The organism is Streptomyces sp. NPDC059909 (assembly GCF_042730885.1).
Taxonomy (GTDB): domain Bacteria; phylum Actinomycetota; class Actinomycetes; order Streptomycetales; family Streptomycetaceae; genus Streptomyces.
Genome location: NZ_JBHWKX010000022.1, coordinates 51,009 through 67,968, shown reverse-complemented (window position 1 = coordinate 67,968; position 16,960 = coordinate 51,009). Strand labels below are relative to the sequence as shown.

Annotated in this window: 14 protein-coding genes; 1 reads left to right on the top strand and 13 read right to left on the bottom strand. The window is 71.9% G+C overall.

Features of this window, described 5'->3' with window-relative positions; genetic code table 11:
• Positions 1–20: 20 nt before the first annotated feature.
• Positions 21–965, bottom strand: coding sequence for a methionyl-tRNA formyltransferase (gene fmt / locus ACFV9O_RS17360; protein ID WP_385418364.1), 945 nt, complete (start codon positions 963–965; stop codon positions 21–23).
• 222 nt (positions 966–1,187) lie between these two features.
• On the opposite strand from fmt, the gene ACFV9O_RS17355 reads away from it, so the two are divergent.
• Positions 1,188–1,700, top strand: coding sequence for a hypothetical protein (locus ACFV9O_RS17355; RefSeq protein WP_385418361.1), 513 nt, complete (start codon positions 1,188–1,190; stop codon positions 1,698–1,700).
• Positions 1,701–1,903: 203 nt separating this feature from the next.
• Here ACFV9O_RS17355 and ACFV9O_RS17350 read toward each other — a convergent pair whose 3' ends face one another.
• From ACFV9O_RS17350 to ACFV9O_RS17295, 12 genes are all read right to left on the bottom strand, one after another.
• A complete protein-coding gene (locus tag ACFV9O_RS17350) occupies positions 1,904–4,048 on the bottom strand; it encodes a primosomal protein N' (protein WP_385418358.1) in 2,145 nt (714 codons plus the stop codon).
• Positions 4,049–4,159: 111 nt separating this feature from the next.
• Positions 4,160–5,368: a methionine adenosyltransferase gene (gene metK, locus ACFV9O_RS17345; protein ID WP_385418355.1), complete on the bottom strand. Its 1,209-nt coding sequence runs from the start codon at positions 5,366–5,368 to the stop codon at positions 4,160–4,162.
• A gap of 338 nt (positions 5,369–5,706) precedes the next feature.
• Positions 5,707–6,942 (bottom strand): bifunctional phosphopantothenoylcysteine decarboxylase/phosphopantothenate--cysteine ligase CoaBC, encoded by a 1,236-nt coding sequence (gene coaBC, locus ACFV9O_RS17340; RefSeq protein WP_385418352.1) that lies wholly within the window; start codon positions 6,940–6,942, stop codon positions 5,707–5,709.
• 57 nt (positions 6,943–6,999) lie between these two features.
• Positions 7,000–7,272, bottom strand: coding sequence for a DNA-directed RNA polymerase subunit omega (gene rpoZ / locus ACFV9O_RS17335; RefSeq protein ID WP_005319902.1), 273 nt, complete (start codon positions 7,270–7,272; stop codon positions 7,000–7,002).
• A 29-nt stretch (positions 7,273–7,301) separates the two neighbouring features.
• Positions 7,302–7,865: a guanylate kinase gene (gene gmk, locus ACFV9O_RS17330; RefSeq protein WP_385418348.1), complete on the bottom strand. Its 564-nt coding sequence runs from the start codon at positions 7,863–7,865 to the stop codon at positions 7,302–7,304.
• A 37-nt stretch (positions 7,866–7,902) separates the two neighbouring features.
• Positions 7,903–8,226 (bottom strand): integration host factor, encoded by a 324-nt coding sequence (locus ACFV9O_RS17325; protein ID WP_030493613.1) that lies wholly within the window; start codon positions 8,224–8,226, stop codon positions 7,903–7,905.
• A gap of 361 nt (positions 8,227–8,587) precedes the next feature.
• Positions 8,588–9,448: an orotidine-5'-phosphate decarboxylase gene (gene pyrF, locus ACFV9O_RS17320; protein WP_385418344.1), complete on the bottom strand. Its 861-nt coding sequence runs from the start codon at positions 9,446–9,448 to the stop codon at positions 8,588–8,590.
• A 26-nt stretch (positions 9,449–9,474) separates the two neighbouring features.
• Positions 9,475–10,584 (bottom strand): quinone-dependent dihydroorotate dehydrogenase, encoded by a 1,110-nt coding sequence (locus ACFV9O_RS17315; RefSeq protein ID WP_385418341.1) that lies wholly within the window; start codon positions 10,582–10,584, stop codon positions 9,475–9,477.
• A 55-nt stretch (positions 10,585–10,639) separates the two neighbouring features.
• Positions 10,640–13,948 carry a carbamoyl-phosphate synthase large subunit gene (gene carB / locus ACFV9O_RS17310; RefSeq protein ID WP_385418338.1) on the bottom strand — a complete coding sequence of 1,103 codons (3,309 nt, stop codon included), beginning with the start codon at positions 13,946–13,948 and terminating at the stop codon, positions 10,640–10,642.
• A complete protein-coding gene (carA, locus tag ACFV9O_RS17305; protein WP_385418334.1) occupies positions 13,941–15,080 on the bottom strand; it encodes a glutamine-hydrolyzing carbamoyl-phosphate synthase small subunit in 1,140 nt (379 codons plus the stop codon). Before carA ends, carB begins: the two co-directional genes overlap by 8 nt.
• Complete coding sequence (locus tag ACFV9O_RS17300) at positions 15,077–15,667, bottom strand: hypothetical protein (RefSeq protein WP_385418331.1); 591 nt, start codon at positions 15,665–15,667, stop codon at positions 15,077–15,079. The genes carA and ACFV9O_RS17300 overlap by 4 nt, the downstream gene beginning before the upstream one ends.
• Entirely contained in the window at positions 15,664–16,959 is a 1,296-nt protein-coding gene (locus tag ACFV9O_RS17295; RefSeq protein ID WP_385418328.1) for a dihydroorotase, read from the bottom strand. Before ACFV9O_RS17295 ends, ACFV9O_RS17300 begins: the two co-directional genes overlap by 4 nt.
• Between the last annotated feature and the right edge of the window lies 1 nt (position 16,960).

The window sequence follows — 16,960 nt, the reverse complement described above, 5'->3', positions numbered from 1 at the left end:
CTGGGACTGGTCGATCCCCTTCAGCCTACGTCGGCGGCGCCCAGCCTCTCACCGGGGGCGATCCGCACGCCGCGCGCCCAGTCCGCGGCGCGCATGGGCTTCTTGCCCTGCGGCTGTACCCAGAGCAGCTCGACGGCGTGCGAACCGGTGCCCGCGTACACGTTGTTCTTCCCGACCATCAGCTCTCCGGGCGCGAGCTCCGTGCGGTCCGGGTGGAGCTGGACGTTGACCAGCTTCAGCCGCTCGCCGCGGAAGACGGTCCACGCACCGGGCGCGGGCGTGCAGCCGCGCACCACGCGGTCGACCCGGAGCGCGGGCACGTGCCAGTCCACCCGCGCGTCCTCGACGGTGAGCTTCGGGGCGAGCGTGACGCCCTCGGCGGGCTGCGGTACGGCCTTGAGCGTGCCGTCCTCGATGCCGTCCATCGTCGCGGAGAGCAGTCCCGCGCCCGCGAAGGCGAGGCGTGTGAGCAGGTCACCGCTGGTGTCGGTGGTGCGCACGTGCTCGGTGATCACACCGTAGACCGGGCCGGAGTCGAGCCCTTCCTCGATCTGGAACGTCGACGCGCCGGTCATCTCGTCCCCGGCGAGGATGGCGTGCTGCACGGGCGCGGCGCCGCGCCACGCGGGCAGCAGCGAGAAGTGCAGGTTGACCCAGCCGTGGGCGGGGATGTCCAGCGCGGCCTTGGGCAGGAGCGCGCCGTACGCGACGACCGGGCAGCAGTCCGGGGCGATCTCGCGCAGCCGCGCGAGGAAGTCCTCGTCGCGCGGCCTGACGGGCCTGAGGACCTCGATCCCGGCCTCCTCCGCACGCTGGGCGACGGGGCTGGCGACGAGCCGCCTGCCGCGGCCCGCGGGGGCGTCCGGGCGGGTGACGACGGCCGCGACCTCGTGCCGGTCGGAGGCGATCAGCGCGTCCAGGGCGGGTACGGCGACCTCTGGGGTGCCTGCGAAGACAAGTTTCACTGGGGATACCTCGCTCTGTGTGCCGGGTGGTCGCGCGACGCACCAGTCTATTTGGCCGGACCGACAGGGGGCGCACGGACGCACGTGCGCCCCGCGCATATGCCCTTGCACCCGCGCACCGTGACCACAACGCCCGGTGGAGCGTTGGTCAAGAGAGATTGACCGAAGCGGGCCGCCCGGTGCGGCCCGACCCTTTTCAACGCCGGTTCGAGAGGCTTGTTCATGGCCGACCACGCAACCCACGACGCCCAAGCCCGGGCGAGCCTGCATCTGTTGGTGCGGGACATCGAGCGTGTCCGCCGGCAGGTGGACGCACTGCGCACGCTCACGGCCCAGTTGGGCAACGTCTACCGTCCGCGTCGCTCCGGCCCGTCCACGGGCTTCGTCGTCTACGGCAGGGCTCCGGCCCCGACCGTCCGCCTCGCGCAGGAACTGCGCGACAGTGTCGAGACATTGGTGACGGCGGCTGTGGACTTCGACCGTTCGCTGGGCTTCTCGTGGGATGCGGTGGGCTCGGCGCTGGGCGTGACGAAGCAGGCCGTGCACCGCCGTTACGGGTCGCGGCGGGCGACGCCGCAGCCGGCGGCGACCGAGGCGGTCGCCGCGCCCCCGGTGCCTGCGGTGCCCGCGGTGCCCGCGGCGCGCTCGATGCCGCCCCAGCCGACGGCGGCCGCCGCCCACTCCCTCCGCGAGGAGATCCGCCCGAGCGCCTTCCCCGGCCCGCGCAACGGCTGACGGTGCCTCCGGCGGGGCGGGGGCTCCGGCGGGGTTTGGGGTGCATGCGCCCGGTACCGTGCGGTGGGCCGGGCACGCTCCAAGCCCGCCCGGCGCTTGAGGACGGACACACCGGCCACCCCCAAGGCACCGGGCACCCCCGCACCCCAGCCCACCCCGCGCGCAGCCGCGGAGGTCCGGGGACTCACCCCCGGAAACCCACGTCAGCCGATGTCCGGCGGGTCCACCCGGACCCGGACCGGCACGGTCACGCCTCGCGCCAGCCGCGCGGCCTGGGCCGCCTTGAGGGCCGCCGCCAGCGCCGCGCCGCTCCCCGGGGGCACCCGCAGGAGCGCCCGCTCCCACCGCTCCCCCGCCGGGGGGTCGCCGGGGCGCCGGGGGCTGCCCGGAGCGACCGGTGGCAGCGGCACCGGGCCCAGGACCTCCGCGTCGTCCGGCAGCTCCGCCGCCGCAAGGAACGCGGTGACCGCATCGCCCGGCCCCGTCACCGAGGCCATCCGGGACACGGGCGGAAAGCCCAGCTCCGCCCGCTCCGCCAGCTCGCGCTGCGCGTGGCCCACGGGATCCCAACGGACGAGCGCCTGCACCGGGCGCAGTGTGGGCTCGGCGACGATCACGACCGTGCCACCGTCCTCCTGGCCCCGCACCAGCGAGGCCGCGTCGATCCAGCGGCGCAGTGCCTCCTCGCCCGCCCGCAGGTCGGGCCGGCCGAGCATCGCCCAGCCGTCGAGGAGCAGCGCCGCCGCGTATCCGCCTTCGGCGACCGGTTCCGCGCCCGGTGTGCTCACGACCAGCGCGGGCCGGCCGGGCACGGTGTCCAGCACATGGTCCCGCCCCGACGTGCGCACCGGCACCGCCGGGAACGCCCTCCCCAGCTCCTCCGCGGTGCGTCGCGCACCCACCACCTGGGCCCGCAGCCGGACGCTGCCGCACTCCGCGCAGTGCCACCCCGCGGCGTCCTGCCCGCACCATCCGCACCGCAGGTCGCGCTCGCCCGGAGCCTCCAGCGGCCCGGCGCAGTGCCTGCAGCGCGCGGGCGTACGGCACCGCTCGCAGGCCAGCCTCGGTACGTAGCCCCGCCGGGGCACCTGGACGAGCACGGGGCCGGACTTCAGCCCGTCCCGGACGGTCTGCCAGGCCAGTGACGGCAACCTGGCGGCCCGCGCGGCCTCGTCGCGGGCGAGCTCGCCGTCACCGACGGTGCGGACCAGTGGCGCGGCGCTCCGCACCTGTCCCCGGTCCGCGGCCAGCGGCAGCGCCCAGCCGCTCGCGACGAGCTGTGCCGCCTCCACGGTGCAGCTCGTCGCGCCCAGCAGGAACCCGCACCTGTCGTGGGCGGCGCGCAGCAGCAGCACCTCGCGCGCGTGCGGCAGCGGCGCGTGCGGCTCGCTGTGGCTGGCGTCGCCGTCGTCCCATATCGCGACGAGCCCGAGGTCCCGTACGGGGGCGAACATCGCCGCCCTCGTGCCGACCACTGCCCGCACGGACCCGCGCCGAACGGCCAGCCACTGCCGGTACCGCTTCTCGGGCCCCGCCTCGGCGGTCAGCACCGCATGGCGCCCCTCGCCGAGGAGCCCGGTGAGTGCGGCGTCGACCCGCGACACGGCTCTTCCGTCCGGAACGACGACGAGCGCGCCCCGCCCGGACGCCAGGGTCGCCGCGACGGCCCTGGCCAGCTCGTCCGCCCAGTGCGGCCCGGGCAGTGCGGTCCAGACGGCCCGCGGCGCGCCCCCGTCGGCCAGCGCCTGGAGGAAGCCGGGCCCCCGCCCGTACCGCTCCCACGTTCCCGCGTCCGGCGCCGCGGGCGGCGGCAGCGGCTCCGGCGAGGGTTTCGCCTCGGCCCGTGCGCTGCGCGGCGGCACCGCCAGCTGCAGCACGTCGGCCAGGCTTCCCGCGTACCGGTCGGCGACCGCCCGCGCCAGTGCGAGCAGCTCGGCGCTGAGCACGGGCTCGGGCGAGACGACGTCGGCGAGGGCCGCCAGCGGCCCCGAGTAGTCCGACTCGGCCCGTCGCTCGACGATGAACCCATCGATCAGCCGCCCGCCCTCGCGCCGCCCGTCGCGGACCTGGTGGGCGCCTGCGCCGAAGCGCACCCGCACCCGCACCCCCGGCTGCGCGGCGGCGTCGAGCTCCTCCGGCACGGCGTAGTCGAAGAACTGGTCGAGGTGCAGGACCCCCTTGTTCACGACGACCCGGGCGACCGGCAGCTCCTTGGCCAGCGCAGCGCCTCGCCACGTGCGCGGCTTGGCCCGCGGCACCCTGGCTTTCCGCACGGTCTCGCGGATGAGCGCAAGCTGCTCCGGCGGACCGTCCCCGGTCCGGTCGGAACGTTCGTTGTCGCTGCTCACAGCCAACATTCCTACCAGAGGCCACCGACAGCGGCGGTGGCCCGGGACAGCACACGGCCCCGGACCGTTGCGGTCCGGGGCCGTGGAACAGCGATGTGGGCCGGCGTGGGCCTACAGGCCCGCCGCCGCGCGCAGCGCGTCGACGCGGTCCGTGCGCTCCCAGGTGAAGTCGGGGAGGGCGCGGCCGAAGTGGCCGTACGCCGCGGTCTGGGCGTAGATCGGGCGCAGCAGGTCGAGGTCGCGGATGATCGCGGCCGGGCGGAGGTCGAAGACCTCGGCGATGGCGTTCTCGATCTTCTCGGTGTCGACCGCCGCGGTGCCGAAGGTCTCGACGAAGAGACCGACGGGCTCGGCCTTGCCGATCGCGTACGCGACCTGGACCTCGCAGCGCGAGGCGAGGCCGGCGGCCACGACGTTCTTGGCGACCCAGCGCATGGCGTAGGCGGCGGAGCGGTCGACCTTGGACGGGTCCTTGCCGGAGAAGGCGCCGCCACCGTGGCGGGCCATGCCGCCGTAGGTGTCGATGATGATCTTGCGGCCGGTGAGGCCGGCGTCGCCCATCGGGCCGCCGATCTCGAAGCGTCCGGTCGGGTTGACCAGCAGGCGGTAGCCCTCGGTGTCCAGCTTGATGCCGTCCTCGACGAGCTGCTTGAGCACGTGCTCGACGACGAACTCACGGATGTCGGGCGCGAGCAGCGAGTCCAGGTCGATGTCGGAGGCGTGCTGCGAGGAGACCACGACCGTGTCGAGGCGGACGGCCTTGTCGCCGTCGTACTCGATGGTGACCTGGGTCTTTCCGTCCGGGCGCAGGTACGGGATGGTCCCGTTCTTGCGGACCTCGGAGAGGCGGCGGGAGAGCCGGTGCGCCAGGTAGATCGGCAGCGGCATCAGCTCGGGCGTCTCGTCGCACGCGTACCCGAACATCAGGCCCTGGTCGCCGGCGCCCTGCTTGTCGAGCTCGTCGTCATCGCCCTCGACCCGCGACTCGTACGCCGTGTCGACGCCCTGGGCGATGTCGGGCGACTGGGAGCCGATGGACACCGAGACGCCGCAGGAGGCGCCGTCGAAGCCCTTCTTCGAGGAGTCGTAACCGATCTCGAGGATCTTGTTGCGCACCAGGGTGGGGATGTCGGCCCAGGCCTTGGTGGTGACCTCGCCGGCCACGTGCACGAGGCCGGTGGTGATCAGGGTCTCCACGGCGACGCGGGACGCGGGGTCCTCGCGCAGCAGTGCGTCGAGAATGGTGTCGCTGATCTGGTCAGCAATCTTGTCGGGGTGACCCTCGGTCACGGACTCCGAGGTGAACAGGCGACGGGACACAACGCTCCCTGGGGTTGCAGCGGCTGCTGGCTGATCATTGGCGGACCGGCCGGGGGGCTGCGCCCCGCGTCGTTCCGAGGACAGTTTATCGGGCGCTTTCGTCCGTCGGACCACGCGTCTCGCTCCGTGGGAGTGATGCGGGTCCGGAAACAGCGTGCGACTGTACCGCCCATCGCCGCTCGCACGCGGCCGGAAGGCCGGTATTCCGCGGTTTTTGGCTGCAAAGCCGCAGCGGATGAGAAATTCATCCCGGTTTCACCCGAACACCCGTCGCGCCACGGGCGCGTACAGCGGCACACGCGCAGTGGCACACCCGACATCACGCCCGACGCCGGCGGTCAGGCCAGACGCGGGGCGACCAGGTCCCACACGGTGTCCGCGAGGGCTTCCTTGGGACCGTACGGCACGGGCGTCTCGCTGCCGTCCGCCCCGAGGACCACGGCCTCGTTCTCCTCCGAGCCGAAGGTCTTGCGCTCCCCCACCTCGTTGACGACGAGCAGGTCACAGCCCTTGCGGCGGAGCTTGTCGCGGCCGTTGGCGAGGACGTCGTCGGTCTCGGCGGCGAAGCCGACGATCACCTGCCCCGGACGGGCCCGGTCGGCGGAGATCTCGGCGAGGATGTCCGGGTTGCGCACCAGGGTGATCGGCGCGGGCTCCTGGCCCTCCTTCTTCTTGATCTTGCCTTCGGCGTACGTCGCCGGCCGGAAGTCCGCGACGGCCGCGGCCATCACCACGGCGTCGGCGTCGGAGGCGGCCTTGAGCACGGCCTCCCGCAGCTGTACGGCGGTGCCGACGCGGACCACGTCGACCCCGGCCGGGTCGGCCATGCCGGTGTTGGCCTCGATGAGCGTGACCCGGGCGCCGCGGGCCGCGGCCGTGCGCGCCAGGGCGTACCCCTGCTTGCCGGAGGAGCGGTTGCCCAGGTAGCGGACCGGGTCGAGCGGCTCACGGGTGCCCCCCGCGCTGATCACGACATGGCGGCCGGCCAGGTCGGGCACGGCGGCGCCGCGCGCCAAGACCCGGCGGCACACCTCGAAGATCTCCCCCGGGTCGGGCAGCCGCCCCTTGCCGGTGTCGACGCCGGTGAGCCGGCCGACGGCGGGCTCGATGACGACGGCGCCGCGCCGGCGCAGCGTGGCGACGTTCTCCTGGGTGGCCGGGTGCTCCCACATCTCGGTGTGCATCGCGGGCGCGAAGACCACGGGGCAGCGGGCGGTGAGCAGCGTGTTGGTGAGGAGGTCGTCGGCGAGGCCGTGTGCGGCCTTGGCGAGCATGTCGGCGGTGGCGGGGGCGACGACGACGAGGTCGGCGCCCTGCCCGATCCGTACGTGCGGGACCTCGTGGACGTCCGACCAGACCTCGGTGGCGACCGGGTGCCCGGACAGCGCCGACCAGGTGGGGGCGCCGACGAACTGCAGCGCGGAAGCGGTGGGCACGACACGCACGTCATGGCCCGACTCGGTCAGCCGTCGCAGCAGCTCGCACGCCTTGTACGCGGCGATGCCGCCGGTGACCCCCAGAACGACCTTCGGCTTGTCCACAGCCTCTCCCCGCACTCTCGACTCGGTATCCATGACACACCACAGGCCCGGCGGACGCTCCGCCGGGCCTGTGCAAACGTGCTGTGGCGCCTACTGCGCCGGGCCCTCGATGGCCTCGGAGGTCAGCAGACCCGCGTTGATCTCGCGCAGGGCGATCGAGAGCGGCTTCTCGTGGACGTGGGTGTCAACGAGCGGACCGACGTACTCGAGCAGACCCTCGCCGAGCTGCGAGTAGTACGCGTTGATCTGACGCGCGCGCTTGGCCGCGTAGATCACGAGGCTGTACTTCGAGTCCGTGGCCTCGAGCAGCTCGTCGATCGGCGGGTTGATGATGCCCTCGGGCGCGGTGATGGAAGAGGACACGCTCTACCTTCCGAAAGGTGGGAAAAAGATCAAACAACTGCCATCAAGGCTAGCAGCTCACGCGCCACGTCCTCGACGGAGGTGTTGACCAGGGTCGTATCGAACTCCGACTCGGCGGCGAGTTCGATTTTTGCGGCTTCGAGCCGGCGCTCGATGACATCGGGCGCCTCGGTGCCGCGGCCGGTGAGCCGACGGACCAGTTCCTCCCAGCTGGGAGGCGCCAGGAAGACCAGCTGGGAGTCCGGCATGGACTCCTTGACCTGGCGGGCGCCCTGGAGGTCGATCTCGAGGAGCACCGGCTCGCCTGCCTCGAGTCGCTCCAGGACCGCACGGCGTGGCGTGCCGTAGCGATTGCCCGCGAATTCTGCCCATTCCAGGAGCTCACCGTTGGCGATCAGCTTGTCGAATTCTTCGTCGGTGACGAAGAAATACTGGACGCCGTGACGCTCGCCGGGGCGCGGCTTTCGGGTGGTGGCCGACACCGAGAGCCAGACCTCGGGGTGGACCTTGCGCATATGGGCGACGACCGTGCTCTTGCCCACCCCGGAGGGGCCGGAGAGCACGGTCAGCCGCGGACGTACCTCTGCTGCCATGCAGCGATTATTCCAGTTTCCCGGCAGTGCCCCGGACTCAGGCGCCGGCGCCGCCGAACTCGCGCTCGAGGGAGGCGATCTGGTTGGAGCCGAGCCCTCGCACGCGGCGGCTCTCGGAGATGCCGAGCCGCTCCATGATTTGCTTGGCGCGGACCTTGCCGACGCCGGGGAGGGACTCGAGCAGGGCGGAGACCTTCATCTTGCCGATGACGTCGTTCTCCTGGCCCTGCTTGATGACCTCGTGGAGGGAGGCGCCGGAGTGCTTGAGTCGATTCTTGACCTCGGCCCGCTCCCGGCGAGCCGCGGCGGCCTTTTCGAGCGCGGCTGCGCGCTGTTCAGGGGTAAGGGGCGGAAGAGCCACGCCTACGTCACCTCGGATGTCGAACTGTCGGATACGGACCGGTGAGGAACCTAGTCGCCCCACACCAGGCGAGCAACGACGCAACGCAGTGGCCGTTGCATCGCTGACTCTCGACGGAGACTAGCGGCCGAGACCGCTCCAGTCAGCGAGAACAGCGGAAAAGTCCTGGTCAGCATCAGCCGACCTGGATATTCCAGACATACCGACCGGGTTTCTGTCAAGAAGAAGTCCGTGAGAGGCGCAGGCAGTGCCCCGCCGGAGCCGCCGAGCAGAGCCCCGGACCCCCTTCGGACGATCGGTCTCAGGGGCCCGGACCGCCTCCGATCGGTCGGACCGGGAGGAACCGGGCCCCTCCGGACGATCAGCCCGACACGCCCTGGACGCCCGCTACCGCCACCCGTACCTCGTCGGCGAAGCGCGTCGCGGCCTCCCGCAGCGCCGCGACGTCCGGGCCGTGCCGCAGCACGCCACGGCTCACACTCGGTACGACGTTCCCGACCGCCGAGCCGAAGACGCCCGGCAGGTCCGCCGGGGTCGCGCCCTGGGCGCCGATGCCCGGGGCGAGGAGGGGACCATTGATGTCGAGGTCGACGCCCGCGTCGCCGAGCGTCGCCCCGACCACGGCACCGACCGAGCCCAGCGGCGAGGCACCCGCGTTCTCGTCGGCCATGTGGTTCAGCATGAGCTGGGCGAGCGAGACACCGCCGGCCGCGGTCGCCCGCTGGACCTCGGCGCCCTCGGGGTTGGAGGTGAGCGCCAGCACGAACACCCCGCAGCCGCCCAGCACGGCCGCGTCCAGGGCGGGCCGCAGCGAGCCGAAGCCCAGGTAGGGGCTGACGGTGACGGCGTCGGAGAACAGCGGGCTGCGCGGGTCGAGGTAGGCCGCGGCGTACGCGCCCATGGTCGAGCCGATGTCGCCGCGCTTGGCGTCCATCAGCACCAGGGCACCGGCGGACCGCGCCTCCTCGACGGCCTTCTCCAGGACCACGATGCCGCGCGATCCGAAGCGCTCGAAGAACGCCGACTGCGGCTTGAGGACGGCGACACGGTCGGCGAGCGCCTCGACGACCGTGCGCGTGAAGCGCTCCAGGCCCGCGACGTCGTCGTCCAGGCCCCACGCGGTGAGCAGCGACGCGTGCGGGTCGATGCCGACGCAGAGCGGCCCGCGCGTGTTCATGGCGTGGCGCAGCCGTGCGCCGAAGGGCTCGGGAGTGTCGCTCATCGGGGTTCCTCCGTGGGTGTTCGCGCTCATGCCTGGGACTTCGCGGCCTCGGCCCCGACGGCCTCGGCGAGGGTGGCGTACGGACTGGCGGCCAGGCGTGCGGCCAGGCCCTTGTGGATCGCGCGGGCGTAGAACGGGCCCTCGTAGATGAAGGCGCTGTAGCCCTGGACGAGCGTGGCGCCGGCGAGGATGCGCCGCCAGGCGTCGTCGGCGTTCTCGATGCCGCCGACGCCGACGAGGGTGATGCGGTCGCCGACGCGTGCGTACAGGCGGCGCAGCACCTCCAGGGAGCGCTCCTTGAGGGGGGCTCCGGAGAGTCCGCCGGTCTCCTTCACCAGGCCGGGCTCCGACCTCAGGCCGAGGCCGTCGCGGGCGATGGTGGTGTTGGTGGCGATGATGCCGTCCAGGCCGAGCTCGACGGCCAGGTCGGCGACGGCGTCGACGTCCTCGTCGGCCAGATCGGGGGCGATCTTGACGAGGAGCGGGACGCGGCGGCCGGACACGCTGCGGTCCGCGGCCTCGCGCACGGCGCTCAGCAGCGGCCGCAGCGCCTCCGTGGCCTGGAGGTTCCGCAGCCCGGGCGTGTTGGGCGAGGAGACGTTGACGACGAGGTAGTCGGCGTGGTGGGCGAGCCGCTCGGTCGACGTCACGTAGTCGCCGACGGCCTCCTCCTCCGGCACGACCTTGGTCTTGCCGATGTTGACGCCGACGACCGTCCTGAAGATCTCGCGGCGGGCCGCGAGGCGGGCGGCGACCGCGGCGGAGCCCTCGTTGTTGAACCCCATGCGGTTGATCAGCGCACGGTCCGGTACGAGGCGGAAGAGCCGCTTCTTGGGGTTGCCGGGCTGTGCCTGCGCCGTGACCGTACCGATCTCGATGTGGTCGAAGCCGAGCATCGCCATGCCGTCGACGGCGACGGCGTTCTTGTCGAAGCCGGCGGCGAGGCCGAAGGGGCCGTGCATGCGCAGGCCGAGCGCCTCGGTGCGCAGTTCCTTGTGGCGGGGCGCGAGTACGGCGGCGACGAGCGTGCGCAGCACAGGGATGCGGACCGCGAGCCGGATCCAGCGGAAGGCCAGGTAGTGGGCCTCCTCCGGGTCCATCCGCTTGAAGACCAGGTTGAACAGGAGTTTGTACATATGGCTGTCCTCATGAGGAGGGGGACACCGTTTCCGGTGTCCCCCTCGTTGGCTGCTAGTCGCGGGCCGCGGTCAGGTGTTCCGCGTGTTCCTGGAGCGAACGGACGCCCACACCGCCGTGGTTGAGTGCGTCGATGCCCTGGACCGCGGCGGCGAGCGCCTGGACCGTCGTCAGGCAGGGGACGCCGCGCGCCACCGCCGCCGTACGGATGTCGTAGCCGTCGAGGCGGCCGCCGGTGCCGTACGGGGTGTTGACGATGAGGTCGACCTGGCCGTCGTGGATGAGCTGGACGATGGTCTTCTCGCCGTTCGGGCCCTCGCCCTCGGACTGCTTGCGCACGACGGTGGCGTTGATGCCGTTGCGCTTGAGGACCTCGGCCGTGCCGGAGGTGGCCAGGAGCTCGAAGCCGTGGGCGACCAGCTCGCGCGCCGGGAAGATCATCGAGCGCTTGTCGCGGTTGGCGACCGAGATGAAGGCGCGTCCCTTGGTGGGCAGCGGACCGTAGGCGCCGGCCTGCGACTTGGCGTACGCGGTGCCGAAGACCGAGTCGATGCCCATGACCTCGCCGGTGGAGCGCATCTCCGGGCCGAGGACGGTGTCCACGCCGCGTCCGTGGATGTCACGGAAGCGGCTCCACGGCATCACGGCCTCCTTGACGGAGATCGGCGCGTCCATGGGCAGGGTGCCGCCGTCGCCGTTGGCGGGCAGCAGGCCCTCTTCGCGCAGCTCGGCGATGGTGGCGCCGAGCGAGATCCGGGCGGCGGCCTTGGCGAGCGGCACGGCGGTCGCCTTCGAGGTGAAGGGGACGGTCCGGGAGGCGCGCGGGTTGGCCTCGAGGACGTAGAGGATGTCGCCGGCCATCGCGAACTGGATGTTGATCAGTCCGCGGACCCCGACCCCGCGCGCGATGGCCTCGGTCGAGGCGCGCAGCCGCTTGATGTCGAAGCCGCCGAGCGTGATCGGGGGCAGGGCGCACGCCGAGTCGCCGGAGTGGATACCGGCCTCCTCGATGTGCTCCATGACGCCGCCGAGGTAGAGCTCGGTGCCGTCGTAGAGCGCGTCGACGTCGATCTCGATCGCGTCGTCGAGGAAGCGGTCGACGAGGACCGGCCGGTCGGGGCTGATCTCGGTGGACTCGGCGATGTACGACTGGAGGCGGGCCTCGTCGTACACGATCTCCATGCCGCGGCCGCCGAGCACGTACGACGGGCGTACGAGGACGGGGTAGCCGATCTCGTCGGCGATGGCCTTGGCCTCGGCGAAGGTGGTCGCGGTCCCGTGCTTGGGCGCCGGGAGGCCGGCGTCGGCGAGGACCCGGCCGAAGGCGCCGCGGTCCTCGGCGGCGTGGATCGCCTCGGGGGAGGTACCGACGACGGGGACGCCGTTGTCCTTGAGCGCCTGCGACAGGCCGAGCGGGGTCTGGCCGCCGAGCTGCACGACGACGCCCGCGACCGGGCCGGCGAGGGTCTCGGCGTGGACGATCTCCAGCACGTCCTCGAGCGTCAGCGGCTCGAAGTACAGGCGGTCGGACGTGTCGTAGTCCGTGGAGACGGTCTCCGGGTTGCAGTTGACCATCACGGTCTCGTAGCCCGCGTCGCTGAGCGCGAAGGAGGCGTGGACGCAGGAGTAGTCGAACTCGATGCCCTGGCCGATGCGGTTCGGGCCGGATCCCAGGATGATGACCGCGGGCTTCTCGCGCGGGGCGACCTCGCTCTCCTCGTCGTACGAGGAGTAGAAGTACGGGGTGTTCGCGGCGAACTCGGCGGCGCAGGTGTCGACCGTCTTGTAGACCGGGCGGACGCCGAGGGCGTGCCGGACCTCGCGGACGACGTCCTCGCGCAGGCCCCGGATCGCGGCGATCTGGGCGTCGGAGAAGCCGTGCCGCTTGGCGTCGGCGAGCAGCTCGGGGTCGAGCTTCTCGGCGGCGGCCAGCTCGTCCGCGATCTCCTTGATGAGGAAGAGCTGGTCCACGAACCACGGGTCGATCTTCGTGGCCGCGAAGACCTCTTCCCGGGTGGCGCCGGCGCGGATGGCCTGCACGACGGTGTTGATCCGGCCGTCCGTGGGGCGGACCGATGCGCGCAGAAGCTCGTCCTTGTCACCGACCGGGGCGGTGAAGTCGAACTGCGAGCCCTTCTTCTCCAGGGAGCGCAGGGCCTTCTGCAGCGCCTCGGTGAAGTTGCGGCCGATGGCCATGGCCTCGCCGACCGACTTCATGGTGGTGGTGAGGGTGGCGTCGGCGGACGGGAACTTCTCGAACGCGAAGCGCGGGGCCTTCACGACCACGTAGTCGAGCGTCGGTTCGAAGGAGGCCGGCGTCTTCTCGGTGATGTCGTTGGGGATCTCGTCCAGCGTGTAGCCGACGGCGAGCTTCGCGGCGATCTTGGCGATCGGGAAGCCGGTGGCCTTCGACGCCAGCGCGGAGGACCGGGACACGCGGGGGTTCATCTCGATGACGATGATGCGGCCGTCGTCGGGGTCGACCGCGAACTGGATGTTGCAGCCGCCGGTGTCGACGCCGACCTCGCGGATGATCGCGATGCCGATGTCGCGCAGCCGCTGGTACTCGCGGTCGGTCAGGGTCATCGCCGGGGCGACGGTGATCGAGTCACCGGTGTGCACGCCCATCGGGTCGAAGTTCTCGATGGAGCAGACGACCACGACGTTGTCGTGCTTGTCGCGCATCAGCTCCAGCTCGTACTCCTTCCAGCCGAGGATGGACTCCTCCAGGAGCACCTCGGTGGTCGGGGAGAGCGTCAGGCCCTGGCCCGCGATACGGCGCAGCTCCTCCTCGTCGTGCGCGAAGCCCGAGCCCGCGCCGCCCATGGTGAAGGAGGGGCGCACGACGACGGGGTAGCCGCCGAGGGTCTCGACGCCCTTGAGGACGTCGTCCATGGAGTGGCAGATGACCGAACGAGCGGACTCGCCGTGGCCGATCTTGGTGTTGACGGCCTCGACGACCTCCTTGAAGAGGTCGCGGTCCTCGCCCTTGTTGATGGCCTCGACGTTGGCGCCGATGAGCTCGACGCCGTACTTCTCGAGGACGCCCTGCTCGTGCATGGCGATGGCGGTGTTGAGCGCGGTCTGGCCGCCGAGGGTGGGCAGGAGCGCGTCGGGACGCTCCTTGGCGATGATCTTCTCGACGAACTCGGGGGTGATCGGCTCGACGTACGTGGCGTCGGCGATCTCCGGGTCGGTCATGATCGTCGCCGGGTTGGAGTTCACCAGGATGACGCGCAGGCCCTCGGACTTGAGGACCCGGCAGGCCTGGGTTCCGGAGTAGTCGAACTCGGCGGCCTGGCCGATGACGATCGGGCCGGAGCCGATGACCAGGACGGACTGGATATCGGTGCGCTTAGGCACGCTGGCCCTCCATCAGGGAAACGAAGCGGTCGAACAGGTACGCGGCGTCGTGCGGGCCCGCGGCCGCCTCAGGGTGGTACTGGACGCTGAAGGCCGGCTGGTCGAGCAGCTGGAGGCCCTCCACCACGTTGTCGTTCAGACAGACGTGGGAGACCTCGGCGCGGCCGTAGGGGGTCTCGGAGACCTTGTCGAGCGGGGCGTCGACGGCGAAGCCGTGGTTGTGCGCGGTGACCTCGACCTTGCCGGTCGTGCGGTCCTGCACGGGCTGGTTGATGCCGCGGTGGCCGTACTTGAGCTTGTACGTGCCGAAGCCGAGGGCGCGCCCCAGGATCTGGTTGCCGAAGCAGATGCCGAACAGCGGCGTCCTGCGCTCGAGGACGGCCTGCATGACGGCGACGGGGCCGTCGGCGGTGGCGGGGTCGCCCGGGCCGTTGGAGAAGAAGACACCGTCGGGGTTGACGGCGTAGACGTCGTCGGCGGTGGCGGTGGCGGGCAGGACGTGCACCTCGATGCCGCGCTCGGCCATGCGGTGCGGGGTCATGCCCTTGATGCCGAGGTCGACGGCGGCGACGGTGAACTTCTTCTCGCCGATGGCCGGGACGACGTACGTCTTCTTGGTGGCGACCTCGGCGGACAGGTCCGCGCCCGTCATCTCGGGCGACTGGCGCACCTCGGCCAGCATCGTGCCCTCGTCGGGCAGCGCGTTGCCGGAGAAGATGCCGACGCGCATGGCGCCGCGTTCGCGCAGATGGCGGGTGAGGGCCCGGGTGTCGATGCCGCTGATGCCGACGACGCCCTGCAGCCTCAGCTCCTCGTCCAGGTTGCGCTTGGCGCGCCAGTTGGAGTGGACGCGGGCGGGGTCGCGGACGACATAACCGGACACCCAGATGCGGGAGGACTCGGGGTCCTCGTCGTTGACGCCGGTGTTGCCGACGTGCGGGGCGGTCATCACCACGACCTGGCGGTGGTACGACGGGTCGGTGAGGGTCTCCTGGTAGCCGGTCATGCCGGTGGAGAACACGGCCTCGCCGAAGGTCACCCCCACGGCCCCGTAGGCGCGGCCGCGGAAGGTACGGCCGTCCTCCAGGACGAGTACGGCGGGAACGCGGGTTCCCCTGGTGGAGGTCGTCATCGTGCGGCGCCTTCCGTCGTGTCGGTGGTGTTCGTCGAGTTGACTGTGTCGATGGCTTCGAGCCAGGCGGCGTGCTCGGCCGCGTGGTCGGAACGGAAGCCGGAGTCGAGCTGCTTGTCGCCGTGCGCCCAGGTGACGACGAGCAGTCCGCCTTCGGCGAGGACCTTGCCGGCGATGCCCTTGTCGAGGCGGGCGCCGCGCAGGGCCGCCGCCGGGATGAAGAAGTCGGTGGCCCCGGGGCGTACGACGTCGAGTCCGGCGTCCGTGAGCGTCAGCTCGACGCGGCTGCGGGTGCCGAGGCCGTGGGCGACGATGCGGTCGAGCCACTGCCCGGCGGTGGTCGAGCCGTGGTAGCGGCCGCTCAGTTTCAGCTTCGCCTCCCCCGCGTGCTCCGGCGCGGTGGGCAGTGCCGGAAGACCCGACTGGAGCTCGCCGCGCCACTTCCAGCCCTGGCGCATCAGCCAGTAGACGAGGGCGACGAAGAGCAGCAGCCCGGCCACCCAGCCGAGGCGGGCGGCCCAGTCGGTCACCTCCGCCGACTGCTTCTCCGAGGCCTCGGCGGCGAGGTTGATCAGTGCAGGTGTCACGCCAGCTTCCCGTCCATGAGCGTCGCCCGGCCCCGCAGGAAGGTGTGGGTGACGCGCCCCGGCAGCTCGCGGCCCTCGTAGGGGGTGTTGCGGCTGCGGGAGGCGAAGCCCGCGGGGTCCACGGTTCCACGGTATGCCGGATCGAGCAGGGTGAGGTTGGCGGGCTCACCTGCCGAGACGGGGCGGCCGTGGCCCTCGGCCCGGCCGATCCGCGCGGGGGCGAAGGACATGCGGTCGGCGACGCCTTCCCAGGTCAGCAGGCCGGTTTCGACCATCGTCTGCTGGACGACGGACAGCGCGGTCTCCAGGCCGACCATGCCCATGGCGGCCGCGGCCCACTCGCAGTCCTTGTCCTCGTGGGGGTGGGGCGCGTGGTCGGTGGCGACGATGTCGATCGTGCCGTCGGCGAGCGCCTCGCGCAGCGCCATGACGTCGCGCTCGGTGCGCAGCGGCGGGTTGACCTTGTAGACCGGGTTGTACGTGCGGACCAGCTCGTCGGTGAGGAGCAGGTGGTGCGGGGTCACCTCGGCGGTGACGTCGATGCCGCGGGACTTGGCCCAGCGGACGATCTCGACGGAACCGGCGGTCGAGAGGTGGCAGATGTGGACGCGGGAGCCGACGTGCTCGGCGAGGAGGACGTCGCGGGCGATGATCGACTCCTCGGCGACGGCGGGCCAGCCGCCGAGGCCGAGCTCCGCGGAGACGACGCCCTCGTTCATCTGGGCGCCCTCGGTCAGCCGCGGCTCCTGCGCGTGCTGGGCGACGACTCCGCCGAAGGCCTTCACGTACTCCAGCGCGCGGCGCATGATCACGGCGTCGTCGACGCACTTGCCGTCGTCCGAGAAGACGGTGACCCCGGCGGCGGAGTCGTGCATGGCACCGAGTTCGGCGAGCTTCTTGCCCTCGAGGCCGACGGTGACGGCTCCGATGGGCTGGACGTCGCAGTAGCCGTGCTCCTTGCCGAGCCGCCAGACCTGCTCGACGACGCCCGCGGTGTCGGCGACGGGGAAGGTGTTGGCCATGGCGAACACGGCCGTGTAGCCGCCGGTGGCGGCCGCGCGCGTACCGGTGAGGACGGTCTCGGAGTCCTCGCGGCCCGGCTCGCGCAGGTGGGTGTGCAGGTCGACCAGTCCGGGGAGCAGGATCTTGCCGCCGGCCTCGACGACGGTGGCGTCGCCCGCCTCGAGGTTTTCACCCACCTGGGCGATGGTCTCGCCGTCGATCAGGACGTCCTGCGCCTCGCCGCCCAGTACCTTCGCGCCACGGAGCAGTGTCTTCTTCGGCTCACTCATG

What these genes read in the sequence shown, in the direction of transcription:
- ACFV9O_RS17355 (WP_385418361.1), top strand. Translation starts at nt 1,188, where the DNA reads ATGGCCGACCACGCAACCCACGACGCCCAAGCCCGGGCGAGCCTGCAT.
- coaBC (WP_385418352.1), bottom strand. Translation starts at nt 6,942, where the DNA reads ATGGATACCGAGTCGAGAGTGCGGGGAGAGGCTGTGGACAAGCCGAAG.
- gmk (WP_385418348.1), bottom strand. Translation starts at nt 7,865, where the DNA reads ATGGCAGCAGAGGTACGTCCGCGGCTGACCGTGCTCTCCGGCCCCTCC.
- pyrF (WP_385418344.1), bottom strand. Translation starts at nt 9,448, where the DNA reads ATGAGCGACACTCCCGAGCCCTTCGGCGCACGGCTGCGCCACGCCATG.
- ACFV9O_RS17315 (WP_385418341.1), bottom strand. Translation starts at nt 10,584, where the DNA reads ATGTACAAACTCCTGTTCAACCTGGTCTTCAAGCGGATGGACCCGGAG.
- carA (WP_385418334.1), bottom strand. Translation starts at nt 15,080, where the DNA reads ATGACGACCTCCACCAGGGGAACCCGCGTTCCCGCCGTACTCGTCCTG.
- ACFV9O_RS17295 (WP_385418328.1), bottom strand. Translation starts at nt 16,959, where the DNA reads ATGAGTGAGCCGAAGAAGACACTGCTCCGTGGCGCGAAGGTACTGGGC.